Annotated in this window: 26 protein-coding genes, 1 tRNA gene and 1 other RNA gene; 7 read left to right on the top strand and 21 right to left on the bottom strand. The window is 67.9% G+C overall.

The features are described from left to right. Positions 1 to 1,677 carry an HAD family acid phosphatase gene (locus tag E6C70_RS02060; RefSeq protein ID WP_136421781.1) on the top strand — a complete coding sequence of 559 codons (1,677 nt, stop codon included), beginning with the start codon at positions 1 to 3 and terminating at the stop codon, positions 1,675 to 1,677. A gap of 59 nt (positions 1,678 to 1,736) precedes the next feature. Next, complete coding sequence (locus E6C70_RS02055; RefSeq protein ID WP_235833240.1) at positions 1,737 to 2,045, top strand: TraR/DksA family transcriptional regulator; 309 nt, start codon at positions 1,737 to 1,739, stop codon at positions 2,043 to 2,045. Positions 2,046 to 2,138: 93 nt separating this feature from the next. Here E6C70_RS02055 and E6C70_RS02050 read toward each other — a convergent pair whose 3' ends face one another. The 3 genes from E6C70_RS02050 to ssrA form a co-directional block, all read right to left on the bottom strand. Next, positions 2,139 to 2,636, bottom strand: coding sequence for a hypothetical protein (locus tag E6C70_RS02050; RefSeq protein ID WP_136421779.1), 498 nt, complete (start codon positions 2,634 to 2,636; stop codon positions 2,139 to 2,141). Position 2,637: 1 nt separating this feature from the next. Beyond that, positions 2,638 to 2,862 carry a hypothetical protein gene (locus E6C70_RS02045; RefSeq protein WP_136421777.1) on the bottom strand — a complete coding sequence of 75 codons (225 nt, stop codon included), beginning with the start codon at positions 2,860 to 2,862 and terminating at the stop codon, positions 2,638 to 2,640. A gap of 122 nt (positions 2,863 to 2,984) precedes the next feature. Next, positions 2,985 to 3,356: a transfer-messenger RNA gene (gene ssrA, locus E6C70_RS02040) on the bottom strand. A gap of 140 nt (positions 3,357 to 3,496) precedes the next feature. On the opposite strand from ssrA, the gene E6C70_RS02035 reads away from it, so the two are divergent. Beyond that, complete coding sequence (locus tag E6C70_RS02035) at positions 3,497 to 4,156, top strand: SIMPL domain-containing protein (protein ID WP_136421775.1); 660 nt, start codon at positions 3,497 to 3,499, stop codon at positions 4,154 to 4,156. A 3-nt stretch (positions 4,157 to 4,159) separates the two neighbouring features. Here E6C70_RS02035 and E6C70_RS02030 read toward each other — a convergent pair whose 3' ends face one another. From E6C70_RS02030 to prfB, 7 genes are all read right to left on the bottom strand, one after another. Then, on the bottom strand, positions 4,160 to 4,894 hold the full coding sequence (locus E6C70_RS02030) for a tyrosine-protein phosphatase (protein WP_136421773.1): 735 nt from the start codon (positions 4,892 to 4,894) through the stop codon (positions 4,160 to 4,162). Positions 4,895 to 4,896: 2 nt separating this feature from the next. Continuing rightward, positions 4,897 to 5,373, bottom strand: coding sequence for an SsrA-binding protein SmpB (gene smpB, locus E6C70_RS02025; protein ID WP_136421771.1), 477 nt, complete (start codon positions 5,371 to 5,373; stop codon positions 4,897 to 4,899). A gap of 79 nt (positions 5,374 to 5,452) precedes the next feature. After that, entirely contained in the window at positions 5,453 to 6,106 is a 654-nt protein-coding gene (locus E6C70_RS02020) for an ABC transporter ATP-binding protein (protein ID WP_168770838.1), read from the bottom strand. Then, positions 6,103 to 9,081, bottom strand: coding sequence for a hypothetical protein (locus E6C70_RS16590; RefSeq protein WP_207670020.1), 2,979 nt, complete (start codon positions 9,079 to 9,081; stop codon positions 6,103 to 6,105). The genes E6C70_RS02020 and E6C70_RS16590 overlap by 4 nt, the downstream gene beginning before the upstream one ends. A 99-nt stretch (positions 9,082 to 9,180) precedes the next feature. Then, entirely contained in the window at positions 9,181 to 10,095 is a 915-nt protein-coding gene (gene ftsX, locus E6C70_RS02015; RefSeq protein WP_136421767.1) for a permease-like cell division protein FtsX, read from the bottom strand. Next, positions 10,092 to 11,123, bottom strand: a complete 1,032-nt coding sequence (gene ftsE, locus E6C70_RS02010; RefSeq protein WP_136421764.1) for a cell division ATP-binding protein FtsE — start codon at positions 11,121 to 11,123, stop codon at positions 10,092 to 10,094. The genes ftsX and ftsE overlap by 4 nt, the downstream gene beginning before the upstream one ends. Positions 11,124 to 11,188: 65 nt before the next feature. Then, positions 11,189 to 12,295, bottom strand: a complete 1,107-nt coding sequence (gene prfB, locus E6C70_RS02005; RefSeq protein WP_136421763.1) for a peptide chain release factor 2 — start codon at positions 12,293 to 12,295, stop codon at positions 11,189 to 11,191. Positions 12,296 to 12,368: 73 nt separating this feature from the next. Between prfB and E6C70_RS02000 the strand changes: the two genes are divergently transcribed. Further along, positions 12,369 to 13,637 carry an MFS transporter gene (locus tag E6C70_RS02000; RefSeq protein WP_136421761.1) on the top strand — a complete coding sequence of 423 codons (1,269 nt, stop codon included), beginning with the start codon at positions 12,369 to 12,371 and terminating at the stop codon, positions 13,635 to 13,637. Positions 13,638 to 13,685: 48 nt separating this feature from the next. On the opposite strand, the gene E6C70_RS01995 is transcribed toward E6C70_RS02000, so the two are convergent. From E6C70_RS01995 to E6C70_RS01965, 7 genes are read right to left on the bottom strand one after another with little or no spacing between them, the layout of a single operon-like run. Then, positions 13,686 to 14,132 (bottom strand): pilus assembly protein TadG-related protein, encoded by a 447-nt coding sequence (locus E6C70_RS01995; RefSeq protein ID WP_235833239.1) that lies wholly within the window; start codon positions 14,130 to 14,132, stop codon positions 13,686 to 13,688. Continuing rightward, positions 14,129 to 14,602 carry a hypothetical protein gene (locus E6C70_RS01990; protein ID WP_136421759.1) on the bottom strand — a complete coding sequence of 158 codons (474 nt, stop codon included), beginning with the start codon at positions 14,600 to 14,602 and terminating at the stop codon, positions 14,129 to 14,131. Before E6C70_RS01990 ends, E6C70_RS01995 begins: the two co-directional genes overlap by 4 nt. Then, positions 14,571 to 14,975 (bottom strand): TadE/TadG family type IV pilus assembly protein, encoded by a 405-nt coding sequence (locus E6C70_RS01985; protein ID WP_207670019.1) that lies wholly within the window; start codon positions 14,973 to 14,975, stop codon positions 14,571 to 14,573. The genes E6C70_RS01990 and E6C70_RS01985 overlap by 32 nt, the downstream gene beginning before the upstream one ends. Before the next feature lie 5 nt (positions 14,976 to 14,980). Next, positions 14,981 to 15,187, bottom strand: a complete 207-nt coding sequence (locus tag E6C70_RS01980) for a hypothetical protein (protein WP_136421757.1) — start codon at positions 15,185 to 15,187, stop codon at positions 14,981 to 14,983. Positions 15,188 to 15,209: 22 nt separating this feature from the next. Next, positions 15,210 to 16,157 (bottom strand): type II secretion system F family protein, encoded by a 948-nt coding sequence (locus E6C70_RS01975; RefSeq protein WP_235833238.1) that lies wholly within the window; start codon positions 16,155 to 16,157, stop codon positions 15,210 to 15,212. Further along, entirely contained in the window at positions 16,145 to 17,017 is an 873-nt protein-coding gene (locus E6C70_RS01970) for a type II secretion system F family protein (RefSeq protein ID WP_136421755.1), read from the bottom strand. Before E6C70_RS01970 ends, E6C70_RS01975 begins: the two co-directional genes overlap by 13 nt. Next, positions 17,014 to 18,246: a TadA family conjugal transfer-associated ATPase gene (locus E6C70_RS01965; protein ID WP_136421753.1), complete on the bottom strand. Its 1,233-nt coding sequence runs from the start codon at positions 18,244 to 18,246 to the stop codon at positions 17,014 to 17,016. Before E6C70_RS01965 ends, E6C70_RS01970 begins: the two co-directional genes overlap by 4 nt. 90 nt (positions 18,247 to 18,336) lie before the next feature. Here E6C70_RS01965 and E6C70_RS01960 point away from each other — a divergent pair. The 3 genes from E6C70_RS01960 (at position 18,337) to E6C70_RS01950 (ending at position 19,954) form a co-directional block, all read left to right on the top strand. After that, positions 18,337 to 18,418, top strand: a tRNA-Leu gene (locus tag E6C70_RS01960). Between the two features lie 116 nt (positions 18,419 to 18,534). Further along, the gene (locus tag E6C70_RS01955) at positions 18,535 to 19,191 is read left to right on the top strand and encodes a DedA family protein (RefSeq protein ID WP_136421751.1); all 657 of its coding nucleotides are present in this window, start codon (positions 18,535 to 18,537) and stop codon (positions 19,189 to 19,191) included. 10 nt (positions 19,192 to 19,201) lie between these two features. Continuing rightward, positions 19,202 to 19,954, top strand: coding sequence for a DedA family protein (locus tag E6C70_RS01950; RefSeq protein ID WP_136421749.1), 753 nt, complete (start codon positions 19,202 to 19,204; stop codon positions 19,952 to 19,954). Here E6C70_RS01950 and E6C70_RS01945 read toward each other — a convergent pair. From E6C70_RS01945 to murI, 4 genes are all read right to left on the bottom strand, one after another. Beyond that, the gene (locus E6C70_RS01945; protein WP_136421747.1) at positions 19,945 to 20,853 is read right to left on the bottom strand and encodes a cation diffusion facilitator family transporter; all 909 of its coding nucleotides are present in this window, start codon (positions 20,851 to 20,853) and stop codon (positions 19,945 to 19,947) included. The two genes, E6C70_RS01950 and E6C70_RS01945, sit on opposite strands and share 10 nt — an antisense overlap. Positions 20,854 to 20,919: 66 nt before the next feature. Then, positions 20,920 to 21,522 carry an RdgB/HAM1 family non-canonical purine NTP pyrophosphatase gene (gene rdgB / locus E6C70_RS01940; RefSeq protein WP_136421745.1) on the bottom strand — a complete coding sequence of 201 codons (603 nt, stop codon included), beginning with the start codon at positions 21,520 to 21,522 and terminating at the stop codon, positions 20,920 to 20,922. Continuing rightward, on the bottom strand, positions 21,522 to 22,265 hold the full coding sequence (rph, locus tag E6C70_RS01935) for a ribonuclease PH (RefSeq protein WP_136421743.1): 744 nt from the start codon (positions 22,263 to 22,265) through the stop codon (positions 21,522 to 21,524). The genes rdgB and rph overlap by 1 nt, the downstream gene beginning before the upstream one ends. Beyond that, positions 22,262 to 23,095, bottom strand: a complete 834-nt coding sequence (murI, locus tag E6C70_RS01930) for a glutamate racemase (protein WP_136423647.1) — start codon at positions 23,093 to 23,095, stop codon at positions 22,262 to 22,264. Before murI ends, rph begins: the two co-directional genes overlap by 4 nt. Between the last annotated feature and the right edge of the window lie 20 nt (positions 23,096 to 23,115).

The following is a 23,115-nucleotide window of genomic DNA, read 5'->3' as shown; positions in this document are numbered from 1 at the left end:
GTGACCACGACTCCACGAACCCCCGCCCCGCGACGCACTCGCCGCATCGCCGCCGTCGCCCTCACGGCGGCACTCACCGTCGGACTGAGCATCGGCGGCGCCACCGCGGCGAACGCGAACGGATGGGACCACGGAGGCGGCAATGGCCGCGACGCGTCTCTGACCCCTCGCACGCAGTTCACGATGGCGCCCGATGGCTCGAGCGGCGCCACCGAGGGCGGCGAGGGCATCCCCAATGTGGACTCCGACAAGAAGACCATCGCCACCTACTACGGCGACCCCGGCACGGGCATCGCGAACAAGGTCGCATCGCCCTACATCTCCGAGATGGCCGGCATCGTTGCGGACGCCGAGGCGAAGCTGAAGCCGGCCTACGACACCGCTATCGCAGCGGGGCAGAAGCCGGCGATCGTCTTCGACGCCGACGACACGACCCTGTGGACGTACGACATGGAGGTCGGAGACATGCACTTCACCTTCGACCCCGCCGAGCAGGACGTCTGGGTGCAGGACCAGCGATTCCCCGCGATACCCAGCATGGTCGGCTTCGTCAGCGCTGCGGCACGGATGGGTTTCACCGTGTTCGGTCTGACCGGACGGGGCGACAACCAGAAGGCTGCGACCGTCGCCAACCTCGCCAAGGTGGGGTACACGGACTTCCCGGCCGACCGGTTCTACACCAAGTGGACCGGAGTCGGCGCATCCCAGCAGCCGCCTTACGTGACCTGCGCAGCCGTGAAGTGCACGACCGTGGAGTACAAGGCGCAGACGCGGAAACACATCGAGCAGGATCTCGGCTACGACATCACCCTCAACGTCGGCGACCAGTGGAGCGACCTGCAGGGCGGGTTCGCCGACAGCGCCCTGAAGCTGCCGAACCCCACTTACTACCTGCCCTCACCCGACCTGCCCGGCGTGAACGAACCAAGCCTGACTCCGCGCACGCATTTCACCATGGCGGCGGACGGCTCGAGTGGAGCCACCGAGGGCGGCGAGGGCATCCCCAACGTAGACAGCGTCAAGAAGACCATCGCCACGTATTACGGCGACACCGGCACGGGCATCTCGAACAAGACGGACTCCCCCTACATCAGCGAGATGCACTCCATCGTCGCCAAGAAGGTGCCGGCGATCGCCCTGGGCTGCGTGATCGCGAAAGCGCTTCATCGCAACCCGGCCGTCGTCCTGGACGCGGATGACACCACCCTGTGGACCTACGACATGGAGGTCGGAGACATGCACTTCACCTTCAACCCGACCGAGCAGAACATCTGGGTGCAGGATGAGCGGTTCCCGGCCACCCCGTCGATGGTGAGCGCCGCGACGTTGCTGAAGAGGGCGGGCTGCACCATCGTCGGCCTCACCGGGCGCAACGACGACCAGAAGGCCGCAACCCTCGGCAACCTGGCCAAGGTCGGCTACACCGGCTTCACCGCGCAGAACTACTACACCAAGTGGACCGGCGTCGGTGCCTCGCAGCAGCCGTCCTACATCACCTGCGCCGCGGCCAAGTGCACGACCATCGAGTACAAGTCGCAGACCCGCGCCCACGTCGAGTCGGCATCCGGCGGCAAGTACACCGTGATCGCCAACTTCGGCGACCAGTTCAGCGACTTGATCGGCGGCCACTCGCTGGTGAACGTCAAGCTGCCCAACCCGACCTACTACCTCCCCTGACGTCCCACGCCGAGCCGCATGCTGCACGCGCCGCCCTCGAGCGGCGGCGTGCGGATGCGGTGCGCGGTCTGGCTCGCATCGCCGACGGGCTGACCGTCGTGCGAGAGGGGCGCAACGATGGTGCAGCCGACGACGAGCATGATCCCGAGGGGCCGACGATGGCGGCCGAATGGTCACGCCTGACGGGAGGCGAGAGCGACCTGCGCGTGGAAGTCGCCGCGATCGACGCGGCCATCGCGCGCATCGACGCCGGCGAGTACGGCAGCTGCATCCGATGCGGGCGTGCGATCGGAGCGGAGCGTCTCCGCGCCCGCCCGGAAGCCGAACTCTGCATCGACTGCGCGCGGCTGCTCGAACGGAGCAGCTGACTCGATTGTGCCAGGCCCGCTATTCGATGTTCGCTGGCGCAGAAAAAGCGCCCGACGACACCCTCACCTGTCGCCGGACGCTTGCTATGGGGGTCAGCGTCTGGAGATCGCCCGCGCGAGGAAGACCAGCCCGCCCACGGCCACGGCCGCGATGGCGATCACCTTGACCGGGTTCTTGCGGTACTCCTGCTCGGCGCGCGCACCGAGGTCCTGAGCGGTCCGCGTCACCGTGTCGCTGATGTCGGACGTGCCCTGCTTGATGGCGTCGATCACCTCGGCGCCCGAGTCCACCGCAGACGACGCGGCGGTGCCGACGGCGTCCTTTGACTTGTCGTAGGCATCCGACGCCGACTTCGCCGCGTCACCGGCGTTCGACTTCAGCCCGTCGACCGTCGACGACGCCGACTTCTTCGCGTCATCGACAGCTTCAGCGACGTTCTCGCGAGCATCGTCGACTTTGTCCGCGGCGGCATCGGTGGCCGAGTCGGCGGCTTCCTTGGCCTTGGTACTGGACGCCTTGACCTTGTCGGCTGCGGCATCGGTCTTCTCGGCGACGGCGTCGGATGCGTCGTTGGTAGGTGAATCGGTCATCTCAGTGACCTCCGATCTTCTTCTCGAGTCGCTTCTGGGCGGTCTTCGCCAGCTTCTCAGACTCCTTGACGGCCTGCTTGCGCGCCTTCTTCAGGCGCGGGTCGTTCCACAGGGCATCGAGCGACGCACGGATCTCGCGATACTTTCCGCGACCTGCTTTGGCGCCGTAGGTGTACGCCACGAATGCGACCGCCGACAGCAGCAGCAGGAGCAGGAACTTGCGCATGATGAACCCCCATCTGGTGTACTCACCACACTACGCTCGCCGGGCTCTCGGCATAACGGGGTCGCAACGCGGGGCGACCTGCGCTATAAGAGATCGCTCGAACAACGTGCGACAACGGCCGACGGTGGAGATGCCGGGAATTGAACCCGGGTCCACTGCTGAGATTCCGCGCCTTCTACGGGCGTATCCTACGAAGTCGTTCTACTCGGCTCCCTCCTTTGCCGCAGGCATCTAGGAGGACGAGCCCAGCCCGAGTAAGAGTCCCGCGTGGCGCTCAGACACCACCACGCAGCGAGTTCTCTCGATGACGTCAGGACCCGGGACGAGAACACGCTCGGGGTGACGGCTTTACTACTCCGCCTTAAGCGGCGAGAGCGAAAGCAGACTGCGTCTTATTGGCAGTTATATTTTTTCAGAGATCGTTAACGAGATAACCCTGAATCCTCGGCCCGCTTCTCGCAGTTTCACAGGCAATGTCGAAACCGATCATCCCCATGAGCACTTCAGTGTCGAAGTGGGCCGTTGTCGCACGCTGTTGAGTTTCCAAAGCCGGCCTCTCATCACGGTCGGCCAGCCCTACAGACTATAACGTCTATCACCGTCCTGGTGATTCCCACCCCGCAAGGAGAACCGCATGTCCACCATCATCAGTGTCACGGGCACAGCCGAGGTCCGGCACCCCGCCGAGCGAGGCACGGTACGCGTCGTCGTCGCCATCGAGGGCGGCGACCGGCGCACCGTGACGGATGCCGCAGCCCGGCGGCATGCGGAGGTAGTTGCCGGCTTGCGCGACCTCCACGATGCGGAGGCGGGTCCGGTCACTTGGTGGTCGAGCGATCAGGTGCGCGTCTCGGCCGAGCGGCCCTGGAACGCGGATGGTAAGCAGCTCCCGCTCGTCTACCGTTCGGCGTCGGCACTGTCGGTCGAGTTCGACGATTTCACCCGATTGTCCGAATGGGTCACCGACGTGGTCCAGGTCGAGGGCGTCGGCGTTGCCGGCATCGTCTGGGCACTGACCGAGCAGCGACGCGATCAACTCACCGAGCGGATCCAGGACGAGGCGGTGAGAGATGCCGTGGCCAAGGCGCAGCGGTATGCCGGCAGTCTGGGGCTCGGCGACGTGTCACCCGTCGCCATCAGCGACCCCGGGCTGCTCGACGGCGCGGTCCCGCTGGCCGAACCGGTCGTGCACGCGGCGCGCATGATGAGCGCCGGCGGATCGCCATCGGTCGAGCTGGTGCCGGAGGAGATCGTCCTGTCGGCGACGGTCCACGCCCGTTTCTCGGCGGCGTGAGCGTCAGGCCCGATCGACGAGGCGACTCTCGAGGTCGCCGAGTTCGCCGAGGGTGAGTCCGGCCGAGAGCAGGTACTCGCGCACCGAGCCGTGGCGCTGCTCGATGAGGTCGATGACGGACGTGATCGCCTCGGCCGGGCTGCCGCCCATCAGCACACGGATCTCAGGGCTGTCGACGACGTTGTAGGTCGCGAGCAGGGCGATCATGCCCTCGAGCCACTCCCCCGCCAGATTGGCCTGTGTCGCCGCGTAATCCTCGATCACAACGTCGCGGGGAACGCCGACGGCCAGGAGCGCCAAGGCGATCACGACGCCGGTGCGGTCCTTGCCGGCCGTGCAATGGACGACGACCGCTCCGTCGCGGTGCTCGGCGATGGTGCGGAGCGCCTGCACCACCACGGGCGCGTGCTGCGTGACCATCCGTTCGTACAGCGCTTCGAGGGTGATGACACCGTCACCCTGCGAGGCTCCCGAGCCCTCGAACACGGGCAGGCTCACGGTGGTCACATCCAGGCCGTCGAGGGCATCCGGCATCGATGCCACCTCGTAGCCGTCGCGGAGGTCGATGACCGTGCGCACGTTGCGGGACGCGAGGGCGGCGCGCCCAGCGTCATCGAGGCGCGCAAGCCCGTCGGAGCGATAGAGCACGCCGTGCTTGACGACGCCGCCGGCACACGGGTACCCGCCGACGTCGCGGAAGTTGAAAGTTCCCGGAACGTCGAGTCGCTGCGCCGCCATGTCTACTCCCCCAGGTGGCGGCGGCTCGAGATGGCGCGATCGGACTCCCGCTTGTCCTGGCGCTCCCGCAGTGTCTGCCGCTTGTCGTAGTCCTTCTTGCCCTTGGCCACAGCGATCTGCACCTTGGCGCGGCCATCCGAGAAGTAGATCTGGAGGGGGATGAGCGTGTAGCCACCCTCCTTGGTCTTGTGGCTGATCTTGACGATCTCGGTCTTGTGCAGCAGCAGCTTGCGCTTGCGCCGGGGCGGGTGATTCGTCCACGTTCCCTGGCCGTACTCGGGGATGTGAACCGAATCGAGCCACATCTCACCACCGTCGATGAAGGCGTATCCGTCGACGAGAGACGCCCTGCCCGCGCGCAGCGACTTGACCTCGGTGCCCGTGAGCACGAGACCGGCCTCGTAGGTGTCGCCGATGAGGTAGTCGTGACGTGCCTTGCGGTTGGTGGCGACCACGTTCTGTCCGCGTTCCCGGGGCATGACTCATCCTTCTGCTGGGCGCGTGAGGCCCGCCAGGTGGCGAGCAGCCGTTCAGTCTAACGGATGTCGCGAGCCGCACTCACGCGAGGTGCGTGCGGAGATCGGCGGCGTGGATGAGATGTGGATCGTGCGAGGCGACCAGCACCGCCGTGCCCGCATCCCGACGATCGACCAGCAGCTCGATGACGGCATCGGCGCTCGCCCGGTCGAGGCTGGCCGTCGGCTCGTCGATGATGAGCAGGCGCGGCGAGAGCACCAGGGCGCGGGCGATGGCGGCCCGTTGACGTTCGCCGCCCGACAGGCGATCGGGCCGGCTGTCGGCCAGGGCGTCTATGCCGAGCTCGGTCAGCAATGAGCGGGCTCGGTCGAGCGAGTCCCGAGATGCGCGAACGGGAATGGTCGGGATGAGGACGTTCTCGAGCACGGTGAGCCCATCGAGCAGAGAGGCGTCCTGGTCGACGTACCCGATCCGTCCACGTCGCTCACGCGTGATCTCGTCGTCGCCCAGACCCTCGATCGGCGTTCCCTCCCAGCGCACGCTTCCTTCGGTCGGTCGGGTGAGACCGGCCGCCACGCGCAACACGCTGGTCTTGCCCGATCCACTGCGGCCGGCGACGCAGTGCAGCCGCCCCGCTGGCACGGTGAGGTCGTACGCCGAGGTGATGACCAGCGGCGGCGCACTCGGCCGTGTGAACGCGATCGTCACGTCATCGAGTTCCAGGACGGGGGTCATGATCTCTCTTTCCGCAGGGCCGCCTTCGCCCGAAGCCGGGGCAGTATGTCCAGTGCAGCGACGGCGACGAGTCCGCCGGCGAGAGCCCAGGACACGGATGTGGTCACGTCGGCGTCGGTCCCGTCGAGTGCGAACCACAGCGCGTAGGCGGCGATGAGAGCGACGGGAATGCCGGTCGCCAGCAGTTCGACGCGTTGAGCCCGACCGATCTCGACCGTCGTCCATCCGTGCTCGCGCAGGGCTTCCACGTCGAGCGCACGGGCTGACCGCCGCCGCGCATCGGCGAACACGGCCAGGACGACGGCTGCAACGACGCCGGCGACCGCCAGAGTCAATTGCGGCGCCCACACGGCCGCTGTACCGACGGTGTGGAGGAGGCTGGATGGGCGCGGCCGAGCTGACAGCAGTGCGGCTACCGCTCCGATCGTCGTCACGACGATGAGGATCGACGCGGCGCGGAGGCCGGCACCACCGAGATCCGAACGGATCAGGCGCACGCCGAACCCCGCCGGGGATGACGCTCCGATCGACCGCCTCCCGCGAGACCGCTGTGCTTCCCGCGACGGCTCGTCGGTCTCCGCGAGACGTGCCTCGCCGAGATCCCTGTCTTCGATGTTCGTCTCGTCGAGGTGGATGACGGATGGGCGAGAGTGCAGCTGGCTTGCACTAGCCATCCGCGAACGGCGAGCACGCGATCCGATCACGGCAGCGACGACCGCGATCACAGCCATGGCCGCGACGGCGGTGATGACGGCAGTCGTGGCCAGTGCTCTCTGGGGGGCGAATGCAACGGCCGCCGCGCCGACTCCTGCCACGAGTGCCACAGCGGGAACGTGGTCACCGAGCCGCCATCGCGCCACTCGCGCACGCGACCATCCCGCGCTCCGGAGCACCGTCGCCTCGCGACGCATCGCCAGCATTCCGCTCAATGACACGATGGCGTACAACGCGATGAGAGCGGCGAGCACCGTCCACACCAGCCCTGACGTCGTCTGGGAGACCGCGAGACTGAGCCCCGCGGCGGCACCGAGGCGCGTCCAATCCTGCACGACCGTGCCCAACGGACCCACCTTCTGATCGGCGCCCGAGTCCATCGTGCCGAACGCCCAGCCCTTCACGGCGATGTCCGTCGCACTCCGGCTGGACCCGGCGACGATCGTCGCGGTGTATCCGAGTCGCTGGATGCGCTGCGCGACGTCCGTCACCCTCCTGATGCCGTCGGTGTCGTAGCCGTGAACTCCGGCCACTCGGACCCTGATCGCGTCGACGGGAGGGGCGCTCAGCGACTTCGCGAACGCGCCCAGGTCTGCGACCGCATCAGTGCGTGCTCCAGCCAGCCCCAGAGCCCCGACCGTCGGGTTCAGCGTGATCGGCTTAACCGCCTTGCCTGCGGCATCGGCCACGAGCTGCACCGGCGCGTCGTCGTAGGCGCCGAGTGGCACGTATGACGCCGCATCCGCGCCCTTCGTCACGGCGGTCGGATCGAACGTCGCGATCGGCAGGGCGAGCGGCTGATCCTTCGTGCTGACCCCTTCTGATTCGACAGAGGTGAAGGCGCTCTGGTTTCCGCGGTATGTGCCGCCGGCACTGTAGATCCACGTGGCGGGATCGCCCGCCCACCCGACTCCTCCTGCGCCGAGCGTGTAGCCAACAGCATCGACGGACCGCACGCCATCGGTGTTTTTCGCCTTCCACGGTTTCGGATGGCCGATGGACTGCATCCACCCGCCCCACCAGTCCGACGTGCTCGACTGAGGAGAAGTGGAGCCATACCACGGGATCGTGACCGGGTCGAGGTTGAACGGCTGGAGGAGCTTCGATGCGTCGACGCTGATGGGAGGCAGGGGCGTGCCGGCTTCTCCGGGAACGAAGGTACCGTCGGTCCACTCGTCGGGAATCGTCGTCGGGCCGAGGTCGTCGACCGAGATCGTCAGGTGAAGCGGGGCGCGCGCTGGCGCGTTCGCGGCCACGATCATCGGCAGGTAGCGCATCTCGGGAAGAAGCTGACTCTGCGATTGCGGGGCGTTCCCCGACGCCTTTTTGAGGGTCAGGTAATGCTGGTAGCCGGCACTGGAGAAGAACGAATCACGCTGTTTGTCGTTCGATGCCTTGATGCGGGCGACCTCGGTCGCATAGGGGGATGCCGGCGACGCGGACGCCCACGCGGCGATGTCGTCGATCGCGTGGGTCTTTCCCTCGCCGAGGTCGACGAGGGGTGCGAGGAAGTCACCTGACCGACCGAGCAGAGCTCGCTCAGCCTCGGGGTCCACCAGAGCGACCCTCGTCGGGGTGCCCGGTGCGTCGCGGATGTCGACGACGATCTGGTCTCCGTCGAATCCACCACCCGACGCTCCGCTGCTGGCGCCCTGAGGGACGGAGGCCTGATCGGGCACAGTCTCGACCCAGGCCGGCGTCCGCTGGAAGATGAAAGCCGACTGATCATTCATCTCGGCGCACGGGACGGAGAGATCGCCGATCGGACAGGAGCTCGCCGAGTAATCGGTCCAGCCCGATGGCGGAGCAATCTCGCGAGGCGCAGCGGAGGTGTCCAGCGACACGCGGTACGTCGTGCTCGAGACCAGTCGTTCGCCCAGGCCGTCGTCCGTGGTGAAGACCACGTTCATGCGGTAGGCGCGCGCTGCTCTCGTCGTCTGGGCGGCGTCGATGTCCGCTACGAAGCGCAGCGAGCTGTACGAGCCGGTTGCGGGAAAGATGACCGTCGAGAGCGGCGCGGCGACGTCCACGCCGTCGAGGTCACGGACCTTCTCGACCGCGCTGAGCGGCATCCGCTTCGCCTGGCCGGCGAGGGCGCCCGGCTGCAGAAGACCGTCCGTCGTGGGCGGGTCGGCGGTGACGAGGATGTCGTACGCCCCGCGCCAATGATCGTTCAGCGTCTGCTGCAACGCGGAGGCCGCAGCGCTCTGAATGCCGACGGTGGCGGCGAGGGCGATCGCGAGCGGCGCGGCGGCCGCCATCCGGAATCGATCCCGTCCGAAACGCGCGAATGGTCCCGGCACGCGCATCGCGGCGCGCGATCGAACTCGAGCCACGAATCGTCTCCCCCGGTTCGAGGCTCAGACCTTGAGGTACCTCGTGATCGCGAAGTTAGCAGACAACGCAGCCAGCACGATGCCGACACCCAGGAGGATCGGCGCGACGATGAAGGCATCGCTCTCGCCCACGAAGGAGGTGAATTGCAGCCGTGTGCTGAGGTAGCCCCGCACGAAAAAGTGAACGATCGCCCAGATGGCCCCGCCGGCCAGCAGCGAACCGATCACGGCCGCGAAGACACCCTCCAGAACGAAGGGCGTCTGGATGAATCGGTTCGAGGCGCCGACGAGTCTCATGATGCCGAGCTCGCGCCGTCGTGAGAACGCCGACAAGCGGATCGTGGTGGCGATCAGCAGCACCGCGGCGACGAGCATCAGCACGGCGATGCCGATGGCCGTGAAGCTCGCCGCATTGAGCACCGAGAAGATCTGGTCGAGATAACTGCGTTGATCGGTGACGCTCTCGACGCCCGGGAGGGTGGCGAGGCTCTCCTGCAGGATGTCGGATTGCGACGGATCCTTCATGTTCACCCAGAAGGTCTGATTGAGCTGGTCGGGGGTGACGTAGTCGGCAACCGGGTTGCCCTTGAACTGCTTCTGGAAGTTCGCGAACGCCTGATCGTGGTTCTCGAACTCGTAGGTCTTGATGTAGGGCTTGAGCGTCGCGCTGTCGAGCTGCGCCTTGACGGCCGCGAGCTGATCCTCGGATGCCTCACCCCCGGCGCAGTTCTCGCCGGTCGAGATGGCGGTGCACATGTAGACGGCGACCTGGGCGCGGTCGTACCAGTAGCCCTTCATCTGGCCGATCTGCATCTGCATGAGGATCGCGGTGCCGACGAAGGTGAGGGAGATGAAGGTCACCAGGACGACGGAGACCACCATGGAGGCGTTCCGCCGCAGACCGTTCGCGGCCTCGGCGAGCACGAGTCCGAGCCTCATCGGGTCGGCCCCACTTCCTGCTCGCCGGTGTCGTTGCGGTTTCCGCCGGGCGCTCGCAGTCCGAGCTTCTCCGCGAGGGTGAGCTGCTCGGGCACGTCGTCGCCGGTCGAGGTGACCGGCAGTGCAGGACGTGACATCGTCGTGGCGGGAGGCTCGACCGGTTCGATCACGATCGCCGCCGTGGCGGCGGCAGTGACGGCGGCAGCGGCATCCGTCACGTCGTCGGTGACCTCGGGCTCGACGTAGAGGGGCTGCGCGTTCTGCATGACCTGCGCCTGCACCTTCGGGGCGGGAGCGGTGGGGAGCTGCTCCCCCGTCTCCGCTCGGACCACCGGCACGGCACTCGTCGCCCCGTAGCCGCCGGAGCGCTCATCACGGACGATCTGGCCGGCGGAGAGCTCGACGACACGGCGCTTCATCTGGTCGACGATGCCAGCCTCGTGCGTGGCCATGACGATCGTGGTGCCGCCCGTGCTGATGCGCTCGAGCAGGGTCATGATGCCGGCGCTCGTGGTGGGGTCGAGGTTGCCGGTCGGCTCGTCGGCCAGCAGCAGCTGGGGCTTGTTCACGATGGCGCGCGCGATGGCGACGCGCTGCTGCTCACCACCCGAGAGCTCGTGCGGCAGTCGCTGCGCCTTGCCGTCCAGTCCGACCAGGCGCAGGACATCTGGCACCGCCTCCTGGATGAACCCGCGGGACTTGCCGATCACCTGGAGGGTGAACGCCACGTTGGCGTAGACCGACTTGTTCGGCAGCAGCCGGAAGTCCTGGAAGACGACGCCCACGTTGCGGCGGAAGTAGGGAACCTTGCGGTTCGAGATGGCACCGAGGTCTTGGCCGAGCACGTGGATCTTGCCCTTGCTGGGCTTCTCCTCCTTGAGCATGAGGCGGAGGCAGCTCGACTTGCCGGAGCCCGAGGCGCCGACGAGGAAGACGAACTCACCGCGCAGAATCTCGAGGTCGATGCTGTCGAGCGCCGGCCTGGTGGTGCCCGGATATTTCTTGGTGACGGAGTCGAAGCGGATCATCTCCCGGCCACTCTAAGCAGCGAACGTGTCGATTCGCTCAGCGACTCACCGCGTGGCGCGACCCGCTACTCGGTCTTCTGCTTGCGCCAGCGGATGCCCGCTGCGATGAACCCGTCGAGGTCGCCGTCGAACACGTTGGAAGGGTTGCCCACCTCGTAATCGGTGCGCAGATCCTTCACCATCTGGTAGGGCGCGAGCACGTAGGAGCGCATCTGGTCGCCCCAACTGGCGGTGATGGTGCCGGCAAGCTCCTTCTTCTGCGCGGCCTCAGCCTCGCGCTGCAGCAGCAGCAGTCGAGCCTGCAGGACGCGCAGTGCAGCCGCCCGGTTCTGAATCTGGCTCTTCTCGTTCTGCATCGACACGACGGTGCCGGTGGGCAGGTGCGTGATGCGCACGGCGGAGTCGGTGGTGTTGACCGACTGGCCTCCAGGCCCGCTCGAGCGGAACACGTCGACGCGGATGTCGGTCTCGGGGATCTCGACGGCCCCGGCCTCCTCCATCAGCGGGATCACCTCCACGGCCGCGAAGCTCGTCTGGCGCTTTCCGGCGGCCCCGAAGGGGCTCATCCGCACCAGGCGATGGGTTCCCGCCTCCACGCTCAACGTGCCGAACGCGTAGGGAGCGTCGATCTCGAAGGTCGCCGACTTGATGCCGGCCTCCTCCGCGTAGCTGGTGTCCATCACGGTGACGGGGTACTTGTGCTTCTCGGCCCAGCGCAGGTACATGCGCATGAGCATCTCGGCGAAGTCGGCCGCGTCGACGCCGCCCGCGCCGGAACGGATGGTGATGACGGCCGGGCGGTCGTCCCACTCGCCGTCGAGGAGGGTCTGCACCTCGAGGTCTCCGATGACCTTCTGCAGGCTCTCGAGTTCGACCTTGGCCTCCTCGGCGCTCTCCTCGTCGCCGGCCTCGTTCGCCAGCTCGACGAGCACCTCGAGGTCGTCGAGCCGCGCCTCGACGCTCTCGATGCGCGCAAGATCGGCCTGCCGGTGGCTGAGCGCACTGGTCACCTTCTGCGCGTTGACGGTGTCATCCCAGAGGTCGGGAGCACCAGCGGCCTCGTTCAGCCGGTCGATGTCGGCCTTGACGGCGTCGACGTCGACGACTGCCCGGATGTCGGCGAACGTGGTGCGCAACGCGGCGATCTCGGCCGTCAGGTCAATGTCGATCATGGTGCTCTCAGCCTACCCGGCGTGCTTCGCGCCGCTCGGCGGCCGGTGTGCGCGGGCATAACCTAGAGGGGCCATGACCATCAGCGAGCGCCCGTTCAGCCTCCGTTCCGTTGCGGTCGCCGTCTACCTCCCCACGCTGTTGTTCTCGATCGGCGAGGGATGCATCATCCCGATCATCCCGACGATCGCGTCCAACCTCGGCGCATCGCTCGCGGTGGCGGGCTTCATCGCCGCGATGATCATGCTGGGCGAGCTGCTCGGAGACATCCCGAGCGGATGGGTGGTCGCGCGCATCGGCGAGCGCACCGCGATGATCGGCGGATCGGTGCTGGCGATGGTCGGCGTCGGGGTCTGCCTGCTCGCCGGGAATCCGTGGGTGCTCGGTGCCGGCATCCTCATCATCGGAATCGCGACGGCCGTGTTCGGGCTGGCCCGACACGCCTTCATGACGACCTACGTGCCACTGCGCTACCGGGCCAGGGCACTCTCCACCCTCGGGGGCGTGTTCCGGGCGGGGTGGTTCGTGGGACCGTTCGTCGCTGCTGCGCTGCTGCACGTGACCGGCAACAGCCAGGCCGTGTTCTGGGTCTTCCTCGCCACCTGCATCGGTGCCATCGTGCTGCTCTTCGTGCTGCCGGACCCCGAGAAGATGTTCGGCACGCCCGATCGCACGGCGAAGGACGGCGCCTCGCTCACGACCGGCGAGCTGGAGGCTGTCGACGAGAGGGTGGGTCTGTTCACCGCCATCCGTCGCAATGCCGGGGTGCTGCTGCGACTGGGAACCGGGGCGGGACTCATCGCCGCGCTGCGTGCATCGCGGACCGTGATCCTGCCGCTGTGGGCTCTCTCGATCGGCATCTCGGAGCGCGACACGGCGCTCATCATCGGCGTTGCGGGGGCGATCGACTTCGCGCTGTTCTACTCGAGCGGGCAGGTGATGGATCGGTGGGGTCGCATCTGGGTGGCGGTGCCGTCGATGATCGGCCTCGGCCTCGGTCACCTCGCCCTGGCGTTCACCCATGACGTGCCGGGCAACGTGCAGTGGTTCATCGGGGTGGCGATGTTCCTGTCGGTCGCCAACGGGGTCGGCAGCGGAATTCTCATGACGCTCGGAGCCGACCTCGCCCCACCCGACGCTCCGGCGCCCTTCCTCGGCGCGTGGCGCTTCACCGGCGACCTGGGCCAGGCGCTGGCTCCCCTGGCTGTGTCGGCCATCACCGCCGTCGCCTCGATCGCTGTGGCGGCGGGCGTGATGGGCGTGCTGGGGCTCGCGGGTGCCGCGCTGCTGGCTCGGTACATTCCTCGGTTCGCGCCTCGAAAGCCGCGGGTCGCGCGCTCCTGACGCCGGTACTCGGCCTTCGGTAGGCCGTCTGGCTCTCAGGGCACCCGTCTATCGGAACACTGATCGCGCCGTCGAGGTGACGTCGAGGCGGATCCCGGCCGGCATGAGCAACGAGAGCATCGGCGGCCGCCACGACGCCTGAAGGCTGACCGTCGCGGATCGCCCATCCGACGAGCCGGCCTCCGTGAGGTCGAGGTCGGTAAACGACCCGTGCGGAGCGGACGCGAGGTAGCCGGAGGCGGCTGCGCGCACGGCACTCGACGTGAGCTCGGCGTGGACGACCCCATCCGTCACCTGCACGGCGTCGAGGTCGAACGCCTCCGCTCCGGCGAGCGCCGCACCGTCCGCGAGCGTGAACAGTCGCTTGCGTTCGAGGTAGAGGGAGGTTGCCGCGCTCACCGCGACGATGACGGTGATGGCGAGGAACATGAAGAAGATCGTGATCGGGAGGATCGATCCCTCCTCGTCCCGCAGCCGATTCCGGAGAGCTCTCACGGAGCCGCGCCCCAGAAGCGCGAGACGGTCTGGGTCGCGCTCGACTGGATCGGGATGCTCGTCACGTCGCGCAACGCCAACACGTCGGGCACGAGGGGAAGCGCCACCCGGAGTCGCAGGGTGACGGTCACCTCGGATCGGCGGCTCAGGCATCCGTCGCCCTCGTCATCGCACGAGATGTCCACGGATGCCTCGCTCGGTCGTGAGCCCGCGTCGGCGAGGGCGACGGTGACGGCCCGGTCGACGGCGGCGCGTGCGGCGTCGACATCCGAAGCCTGCACGTACACGCGAGCGGCCTGGCGCGCCGCCCCCTCTGCCGCGAGCGCGGCTCCTTGGACGACGGAGACCGCGATCACGAGGTATATCAACGGCACCAGCAGGATGAGGGCGGCGGCCACGAACTCCAGCGAGGCCGACCCCTCCTCGCCGGAGCGCCCTTCATCCGCCACCCAGGCTCTCGCGCGCAGCATGGCCGGTCACCTCCAGGGCCCTGTCGGGGCCGAGCAGTCCAGCCAGCGGCAGCGGTGAGCGGACGCGCACCTCGGTGCTCGGCAGCCCCGCATAGGTCGCGTATTCGGCGCTGACGTCGGAGGCGTACGCCGGGCCCAGCGCGGTCGTGATGAGGTCGCGCGTTCGCTGGACGCCGTCGTCGAGCGAGTTGTCAGCCAGGGCGGCGTACCGGGCGCCTTCGGCTGCGGCGTCGAGGACCGTGTTGCGGATGTGCAGGGCGAGCGCGAGCTGCAGTACGGCGAGCACGAGGGCGACGAGCACGACGGAGACCAACGAGAACTCCACGACGGCGGAACCGCGCTCGTCGGCCAGGAGCTCGCGGACTCGGCGCATCCGACTCAGAATCCGGTCACGCGGTCGATCGCCTGCTGGAAGACGGACGTCAATGCCGGGCCGGCCAGAGCCCAGATCAACACCACGAGCCCAGCCGTCATGAGCGTGATGAGGACCCATCCGGGCACATCCCCGCGATCGGAACGTGCCGCCTCGGCCCAATCGGTCCAGCGCCGTCGCCATCGACGGCCGTTCTCCCGATGCGTGGTCATGACCATGTCCTTCCCCTTCTCCTCAGAACCGCGCCTGCAGCACGAACAGGCCGGGAAATATCGCGATGACGACGGTGAGCGGCAGGATGAGGAAGACCAGCGGGATCAGCATCGCCACCTCCTTGCGTCCTGCCGTCTCGAGCAACCGGTTCTTGGCGTCGCCGCGGGCGTCCTGCGCCTGGGCGCGCAGGACGGCGGCAAGCGGGGTTCCGCGCTCGAGTGCGGCCGTCAGCTGGTCGATGGCTCGGCTTAACGCCGGGAGCGCAAGGCCGGTCGAGAGGTCGCTCAGCGCTGTCGCTACCGGCACGCCGGTTCCCACACGGGAGACCACCCGGCCGAATTCTCCCGCCAGTTGGCCCGAGTTGGCCGACGCGATCCGGCGGAGCGCATCGAGGATGCCCTCGCCCGCCGAGAGGCTCAGCGTGATGAACTCGAGCACCGTCGGTAGTTCGTCGGTGATGCGCGCCAGCCGCCGCTTCGCCGAGCGGTTGAGCAGCCAGTCCCGCGCCGCCGCTCCCAGGAAAGCTCCGACGAACGGAGCGGCGACCTGGATGATCGTCGGCAGCGTCGACCACGCGGCGGCCATCACGGCGAACGCGATGCCGACGGCAGCCCCGACGGCAGCCCAAGCCACCTGCTCGGCGCGCAGCCGTTCTACGCTCATGCTCGACCCGCTCTGCCGCAGCCGGCGAGCGGCGGTCTCAGGTCCACCGAACATCCGCGACAGTAGCGACCGGGCACCGAACACCATCGGGCCGGCCAAGGAGCCGAGCAAGGGAAGCGGATCGACGGTCCGCCGTTTGACATGCTCACGCGCGGCAGGCGACACGTCGACGAGGTACGGCGCGATCCGGTCGGCCAGCCTCGGTCGTCGGAGTGGCGGGCTCATCGCCACGAGCGACCACAGACCCAACCCGATCCCGAGACCGCAGACGATGGCCCACGCCATCGCGCTGCTCACCGGAACCACCTCTGCTCCTCGGGCAGCCTGCCGACGCGGATCATGAGGCGGTAAGCGATCGCCGAGACGAGGAGGCCGAGAAGGATGACCGCTCCGCCGGCCGGCGAGTTGTAGGCCGCGGCTCCCTCCGGCCGGGACACGAGGAGGAGGAGTACGAGCCACGGAGCGATGACCCCGAGTCGAGCCGCGTTGACGACCCAACTCTGTCGCGCTCGCAACTCGGCCCGCACGACGGTGTCCTCTCGGAGATAGCCGGCCAGTCCCCTGAGCACCTCGACCAGATCGCCAGCGCCGACCTCCCGAGCCATCCGCAAGGTCTCGATGAGCCGATCCGCAACCGGATCGGCGAAGGCACGTTTGAGATCGTCCAGGCAGACGCTGAAGTTCCCGGTGGCCGCGTAGTCCTTCGCGAAGCTGGCGAAGATCGAACGTGTACCGGATGGTCCGGAGGTGGCCAGGCTCGCCACCGCGTCGGGGAGGGCGAGTCCCGCCCGCACCGCCGAGACCAGGTGATCCACCACGTCGGGCCAAACCGTTCGATGAGCTGCGCGTCGAGCCCGCGCACGCCACACCACGATCAGTGCCGGTAGTGCGAACCCGAGGAGGCCGACTGCCAAGGACAGCGCGGACACGGAGAAGAGGGCTTGAGCCACGGCGGCGAGACCCAGACCGCACATGACCGAGACCACGACGATGGCAGACACGGGCACGCCCGAGAAGCCGGCCAGCACGAGACGGATGCGCATCCGTTCCATGACGCCGTCGCGGCGTCGCGGTCCCGATGCAACGGCGGGCCAGAGCCACGGGGCGACCGCGAGCAGCGCCCCGGCACCGAACATCAGGCCCAGGCCGACTACTACGGGACTCATGCGGCACCCCGGCCGAGCACGATCGCGGGGTCCAGGCCTGCTCCCCGGAACTTGGCGAGCTTGGTGGGGTGGCCGCCCGTGGGCGTGAGGGCCCCGTCGGCGATCGTGAAGATCGGGCTGGCCTCGACCACCGGCCCGCTCGTGGACCCGCTCGGTGCGAGGATCTCCACCACGCGTCGTCGCCCCGCCCGATCGATGTCGCAATGCACCACGATGTCGATGCACGATGCCACGGTCGGCAGCACGAAGGCAGCGTCGATGTTGCGTCCGGCGAGGAGTGGGAGGGTGCAGAGCTTGGCCAGCGCGTCGCGTGCGCTGTTGGCGTGGATCGAGCACATGCCCGGCAGGCCGGAGTTCAGGGCGATGAGCAGGTCGAGGCTCTCGGCTTCGCGCACCTCGCCGACGACGATGCGGTCGGGACGCATCCTCAGGGCTTCCTTGATGAGTCGACGGAGCGTGATCTCGCCCCCGCCCTCGACGCTCGGCTGACGGCACTGAAGTGCCACGATGTCTCGGGCGGACACGTCGAGCTCGAAGGTCTCCTCCACCGAGACGATGCGTTCGTCACGCCGCGCGCCCGAGAGCAGCGCGCCGAGCAGCGTGGTCTTGCCGGCGTGCGTTGGACCGGAGACGAGGATGTTCTGGTCGGCCAGAACGCACATCCGCAGGAACTCCGCTGATTGAAGGGTCAGCGAGCCGAGCTGCACGAGCTGGCCGAGGTCGCGTAACCGTCGGGTGAACTTGCGGATGTTGACCGCCCAGTGCTTCTGGGTGACGTCGGGAATCGCGACGTGCAGCCGAGACCCGTCGGGAAGCGAGGCATCGACGAATGGACTCGACAAGTCGACGCGTCGTCCGGATGACTGCAGCATGCGCTCGACCAGGTCGCGGACGCCCTGCTCGGTCAGCACGGTGGCGGTGAGTTCGGGCACACCGGATCGCGCGACGAACACGCGCGTCGGCGAGTTGATCCAGATCTCCTCGATCGTCGGGTCGTCGAGGTAGGGCTGGAGCACTCCGAATCCGGTGATGGCGGCGATCACTTCGCGGGCGGCCTGATCCTCGTCGGACACCAGGGGCACCGAGCCGCCGAGCGCCCGCTCGCTGTAGGCGCGAACCTCGTCGCGCACGTAACGTTCAGCCAGGGTGGAGTCGACACCGAGGTCGGCGCCGTCGCGTCGCACGCGCTCCCGCACGCTCTCGGTGATGACGCGGACGGCCTCGCTCATCCCGGAATCATGCCGCGACCGGCGGATGCCCCGTGCAAGTTATCCACAACCGGCACCTCGCGAGGGCTGACCTACACTGGTGGGGCACTCGCGGGAGTGGTGAAATTGGCAGACACGCAGGATTTAGGTTCCTGTGCTTTCGAGCGTGCGGGTTCAAGTCCCGCCTTCCGCACGTGGCCCAGCCGCACAGAATATAATGAGGTGTGCCTCACCTAATCTCTGAGACCCTCGACTTCGAGCCCGTCGCGTTCGATTACGCGATCTTCGCCCAATAGGCGCGCTGATCCGATGCTGCGCACCGCCGCCCTCGACACCCAGCTGACCGACCTGCTCGCGCACGTCGGGATCGTCTTGTTCTACCTGGTCGTCTGGGGACTAGTGTTCGCGGGCACCGCACTGTTCGTCGGCGCGTTCATCCCCTTCATCACCGGCGACTCGCTGCTGTTCGCCTCCGGCCTCATCGCCGCGGCGGCGTCGGGCGTCAACATCTGGGTGCTCGCGATCGGTACCGGCATCGCGGCGTTCGCGGGCGATCAGGTCGGCTTCTGGCTCGGACGGAAATACGGCAGGCCCTACCTCGACCGACGCGGCGGCCCCAGGACCCGCAAGGCCATCGCGCGCACGGAGTGGTTCTACACCACCTTCGGCTGGTGGTCGGTGGTGATCGCCCGGTTCGTTCCGTGGGGCCGCGTGTTCGTACCGGTGATCGCCGGCGTCGGACGGATGGGCTACCTGCGTTTCTCGAGCGCCAACCTCGTCGGCGCGTTGTGCTGGGGCGTCGGCCTCACCGTCATCGGATACTTCGCCGCGTCCGTGCCCGGCGTCAAGACGGCCGCCTACGTGATCGCCGGGGTGGTCATCGCCGCATCCGTCGTCGCCGGCATCCGCGCGTGGCGTGCCGACAGGGCCTCGCGTTCCCAGACTGCGGCAGCCGAGCCCCGGTAGACTGCGCCGCATGCACACCGCCCTCATCCCCTGGCTCGACCCGAACGTCATCATCGACGGCGCCGGCCCGTGGGCCCTCCTGGTGGTGTGCGCGATCGTCTTCGCCGAGACCGGCCTCCTGATCGGCTTCCTGCTGCCCGGCGACACGCTGCTGGTCATCTCGGGGCTGTTGACCCACACGTCGCGCGTCTTCGGCATCGACATCTGGTGGGTATGCCTGGCCATCGGTTTCGCTGCGTTCCTCGGCGGTGAAGCGGGGTACCTGATCGGTCACAAGTTCGGTCCGCGCGTCTTCGAACGCAAGGAATCGGGCCTGTTCAGCATCAAGAACGTGGAGCGCACCAACGCGTTCTTCGAGCGCTTCGGCGCCCTCGCCGTCATCCTCGCCCGCTTCGTGCCGATCGTGCGCACCTTCGCCCCCGTGGCCGCCGGCGTCGGTCACATGAACTACAAGAAGTACTCGCTCTACAACCTTATCGGCGCGCTCATCTGGGGCGCCGGACTCACCTTCTTCGGCTACCTCATCGGCTACATCCCGCCGGTGGCGACCTTCGTGCAGAACTACATCGACGTCATCCTGCTCGGGGCCGTCGTGCTCACCCTCATCCCCACGTTGTGGCACTACTTCCAGAGCATGAGCAAGGCCAAGAAGGCCCGCGCTGCGGAGGAGGACGCCGAGAGCGTCGAGGCGACCGGCGCCTCAGAAGAACTGGTGCTGGACCCTGACGCTCTGGAAGACCGCCGCCGCGACACTCAGGCGTGATGCGGATGCTCGTGCTCGGCGTGCGTCGCCGGCTCGAGTTGGAACGTCGAGTGCTCGACATCGAAGTGCTCTGACAGGCACGCGCTCAGCTCGTCGAGCATGCACCGCGCTCCCTCCCCCGCCAACGCCTCCGGCTCGACCACCACGTGGGCGCTGAACACGTGGGCTCCGGAGGTGATGGCCCAGACGTGCACGTCATGGACGTCGACGACGCCGTCGGTGCCGAGGATGTGCCGACGGATGTCCTCGACGCTCGTGCCGGCTGGGACCGCCTGGCTGAGCACGCGCACCACGTCGCGCAGCAGTGAGACCGCGCGGGGAACGATCATCGCGGCGATGAGGAGTGAGGCGACCGCATCCGCCTTCTCGAACCCGGTCGTCATGATCACGATGGCCGCGATGATGACCGCGATCGAACCGAGCAGGTCGCCGAGCACCTCGAGGGCGGCTCCGCGCATGTTGAGCGATCGGGTGTCACCAGTCCGCAAGACGAGGAAGGCGACCACGTTGGCGACGAGTCCGATCGCCGCGACGACCAGCATGGGCGTGCTCTGGACGGCGGACGCCTGGGGCGCCAGCAGGCGCTGAACCCCCTCGACCGCCACGAAGATGGCGACGACGATGAGGATGATCGCGTTGATCAGCGCGCCGAACACCTCGGCACGCTGGTATCCGTAGGTCTGCCGGTCGGTCGCCGGGCGGGAGGCGACGATCGCCGCGACGAGGGCGACGATGAGGCCCGTGAGGTCGGAGAGCATGTGGCCCGCGTCGGCCAGCAGGGCGAGCGATCCGCTGATGACCGCACCGGCCGCCTCGATGAGAAGGACGACGGCGACGATGCCGATGACGACGAGGAGTCGGGATCGGTTGGAGGTCGAGTGCGCGTGATCGTGGGCCATTGCCCCTCCAATCTACGTGCGATTCCGCCGGCAGCCGCTAGTTGGGAACGACTCCGGGAATCGTTCTCAGAGCAGGTCGCTCAGCACCGGGACGAGAGCCTTCAGAGCGCGGGCGCGGTGGCTCTGCTCCCCCTTGACCTCGGCCGGCAGTTCTGCGACGGTCCCGTCGTGACCGTCGGGCACGAAGATGGGGTCGTAACCGAAGCCGCCGATGCCCGATGGCCCGCCGGCGAGCCGGCCCTCCCAGTCCCCCGTGACGACGTGCTCGACCGCATCCCGCCCATCGCCACCCGGGACGACGACGGCGATGGCACACGTGAAGTGGGCGGTGCGGTGCGGGTCGCGGATGTCGGCGAGCTGGGTCAACAGCAGCGCGACGTTGGCCTGATCGTCCCGGGTGCCCGACCAGCGCGCCGAGAAGATGCCGGGCGAGCCCCCGAGGATGTCGACGCAGATGCCGGAGTCGTCCGCCAGCGCGATGCGTCCCGTGTGCTCCGCCGCCGCTCGGGCCTTGATGAGCGCGTTGTCGGCGAAGGAGACGCCGTCCTCGACCGGCTCAGGACCGTCGTACCCGCCGACGACGACCTCGGGCAGCGCGTCCTCGAGGATGAGCCGCAGCTCTTCGACCTTGTGAGCGTTGTGCGTCGCCAGAACGAGCTCGGCGTCCATCAGGATGCGCTGTCCGCGAGGGCGGATGTCTGGATGTCGCGCAGGGTCGCGCCGCCCGCGACGCCGAGGTCGAGGAGCGCGTCGAGCTCGCGGCGATCGAACGGCGCTCCCTCGGCGGTGCCCTGCACCTCGACGAAGAGGCCACGGCCCGTGACGACGATGTTCATGTCGGTCTCGGCGCGCACGTCCTCGACGTAGGCCAGGTCGAGCATGGGCGTACCGTCGATGATGCCCACCGAGACGGCTGAGACGCTGTCGATGAGCGGCGTCGCCTTCTGCCCGATGAACTTGTGTTCGCGACCCCACTCCAGGGCATCCGCCAGCGCGACATAGGCGCCGGTGATCGCGGCGGTCCGCGTGCCGCCGTCGGCCTGCAGCACGTCGCAGTCGATGACGATGGTGTTCTCGCCGAGCGCCTTCATGTCCACGACCGCGCGGAGGCTTCGGCCGATGAGTCGGCTGATCTCGTGGGTGCGGCCGCCGATGCGACCCTTGACCGACTCGCGGTCCATGCGGGAGTTCGTCGACCGGGGCAGCATGGCGTACTCGGCGGTCACCCACCCCTTGCCCTTGCCGGTCATCCAGCGCGGGACGCCGTTGGTGAACGACGCGGTGCAGAGCACCTTGGTGCGTCCGAACGAGATGAGCGCGCTGCCCTCGGCCTGAGCGCTCCAGCCGCGCTCGATGGTGACGGGGCGGAGTTCATCGGTGGAGCGGCCGTCGGCTCGGATGATGTCGGTCACGGGTGTCCTTTCAAGGCGCTGAGGTGAAGTGTTCCGGTCTGCACCAGATCGACGGTGGCGATCTCGGGACCGATGAGGCGGTGGGCGAGGTCGAGGAACGCCGACGTGCTCGTTCCCGTCGCCTCGTAGCGATAGGTGGGTGAGAAGGCGGCGGTGCGCTCGAGCCCCTGACCGACGAGCACGCGGTAGACGTCGTTGGCAGTCTCGGTGTCGCTCGAGACCAGGGTGACGTCCTCCCCCATGACGTAGGAGATGGCTCCGCGCAGGAACGGATAGTGCGTGCATCCGAGCACGAGGGTGTCGACGCCGGCGCGCTTGAGCGGCGCGAGGTACTCCTCCGCGACCGCCAGCACCTCCGCCCCGGTGGTGACTCCCGCCTCCACGAACTCGACGAAGCGCGGGCACGCTGCCGAGAACAGCTCGAGATGCGGGGCGGCGGCGAAGGCGTCCTCGTAGGCGCGCGAGTTGATGGTCCCGACGGTGCCGATGACGCCGACACGACGGTTCTGGGTGGCGGCGACGGCCCGGCGGACGGCTGGCTGGATGACCTCGACGACGGGCACCGAGTAGCGCTCGCGAGCGTCGCGGAGCATGGCAGCGGATGCGGTGTTGCACGCGATGACGAGCATCTTGACGCCCTGATCGACGAGGTCGTCCATCACGTCGAGGGCGTAGGCCCGCACGTCCGCGATGCTCTTCGGTCCGTAGGGAGAGTGCTCCAGGTCGCCGATGTAGAGGATCGACTCGTTGGGCAGCTGGTCCTTGACCGCGCGTGCCACGGTGAGGCCGCCGACACCCGAGTCGAAGATCCCAATCGGCGCATCCGTCACGAGGTGCAAGCTTAGTCGGG

The organism is Orlajensenia flava, from assembly GCF_004801905.1.
Lineage (GTDB): Bacteria > Actinomycetota > Actinomycetes > Actinomycetales > Microbacteriaceae > Orlajensenia > Orlajensenia flava.
Note: the sequence above shows the minus strand (reverse complement) of the source record. Positions and strands in the feature narration are given on the sequence as shown.

Bases quoted from the DNA above. Each gene is read 5' to 3' on its own strand.
- prfB (WP_136421763.1), bottom strand. From the start codon at position 12,295: ATGATCGACATTGACCTGACGGCCGAGATCGCCGCGTTGCGCACCACG.
- E6C70_RS02050 (WP_136421779.1), bottom strand. From the start codon at position 2,636: ATGACCGATTCACCTACCAACGACGCATCCGACGCCGTCGCCGAGAAG.
- E6C70_RS02045 (WP_136421777.1), bottom strand. From the start codon at position 2,862: ATGCGCAAGTTCCTGCTCCTGCTGCTGCTGTCGGCGGTCGCATTCGTG.
- E6C70_RS01945 (WP_136421747.1), bottom strand. From the start codon at position 20,853: ATGGCCCACGATCACGCGCACTCGACCTCCAACCGATCCCGACTCCTC.
- E6C70_RS01950 (WP_136421749.1), top strand. From the start codon at position 19,202: ATGCACACCGCCCTCATCCCCTGGCTCGACCCGAACGTCATCATCGAC.
- E6C70_RS01970 (WP_136421755.1), bottom strand. From the start codon at position 17,017: ATGAGTCCCGTAGTAGTCGGCCTGGGCCTGATGTTCGGTGCCGGGGCG.
- E6C70_RS02020 (WP_168770838.1), bottom strand. From the start codon at position 6,106: ATGACCCCCGTCCTGGAACTCGATGACGTGACGATCGCGTTCACACGG.
- E6C70_RS01955 (WP_136421751.1), top strand. From the start codon at position 18,535: ATGCTGCGCACCGCCGCCCTCGACACCCAGCTGACCGACCTGCTCGCG.
- E6C70_RS01980 (WP_136421757.1), bottom strand. From the start codon at position 15,187: ATGACCACGCATCGGGAGAACGGCCGTCGATGGCGACGGCGCTGGACC.
- E6C70_RS01990 (WP_136421759.1), bottom strand. From the start codon at position 14,602: ATGCTGCGCGCGAGAGCCTGGGTGGCGGATGAAGGGCGCTCCGGCGAG.
- E6C70_RS02030 (WP_136421773.1), bottom strand. From the start codon at position 4,894: ATGGCGGCGCAGCGACTCGACGTTCCGGGAACTTTCAACTTCCGCGAC.
- ftsE (WP_136421764.1), bottom strand. From the start codon at position 11,123: ATGATCCGCTTCGACTCCGTCACCAAGAAATATCCGGGCACCACCAGG.
- E6C70_RS01985 (WP_207670019.1), bottom strand. From the start codon at position 14,975: ATGCGCCGAGTCCGCGAGCTCCTGGCCGACGAGCGCGGTTCCGCCGTC.
- E6C70_RS02000 (WP_136421761.1), top strand. From the start codon at position 12,369: ATGACCATCAGCGAGCGCCCGTTCAGCCTCCGTTCCGTTGCGGTCGCC.
- E6C70_RS02035 (WP_136421775.1), top strand. From the start codon at position 3,497: ATGTCCACCATCATCAGTGTCACGGGCACAGCCGAGGTCCGGCACCCC.
- rdgB (WP_136421745.1), bottom strand. From the start codon at position 21,522: ATGGACGCCGAGCTCGTTCTGGCGACGCACAACGCTCACAAGGTCGAA.
- E6C70_RS01965 (WP_136421753.1), bottom strand. From the start codon at position 18,246: ATGAGCGAGGCCGTCCGCGTCATCACCGAGAGCGTGCGGGAGCGCGTG.
- smpB (WP_136421771.1), bottom strand. From the start codon at position 5,373: ATGCCCCGGGAACGCGGACAGAACGTGGTCGCCACCAACCGCAAGGCA.
- ftsX (WP_136421767.1), bottom strand. From the start codon at position 10,095: ATGAGGCTCGGACTCGTGCTCGCCGAGGCCGCGAACGGTCTGCGGCGG.
- E6C70_RS16590 (WP_207670020.1), bottom strand. From the start codon at position 9,081: ATGGCGGCCGCCGCGCCGCTCGCGATCGCCCTCGCCGCCACCGTCGGC.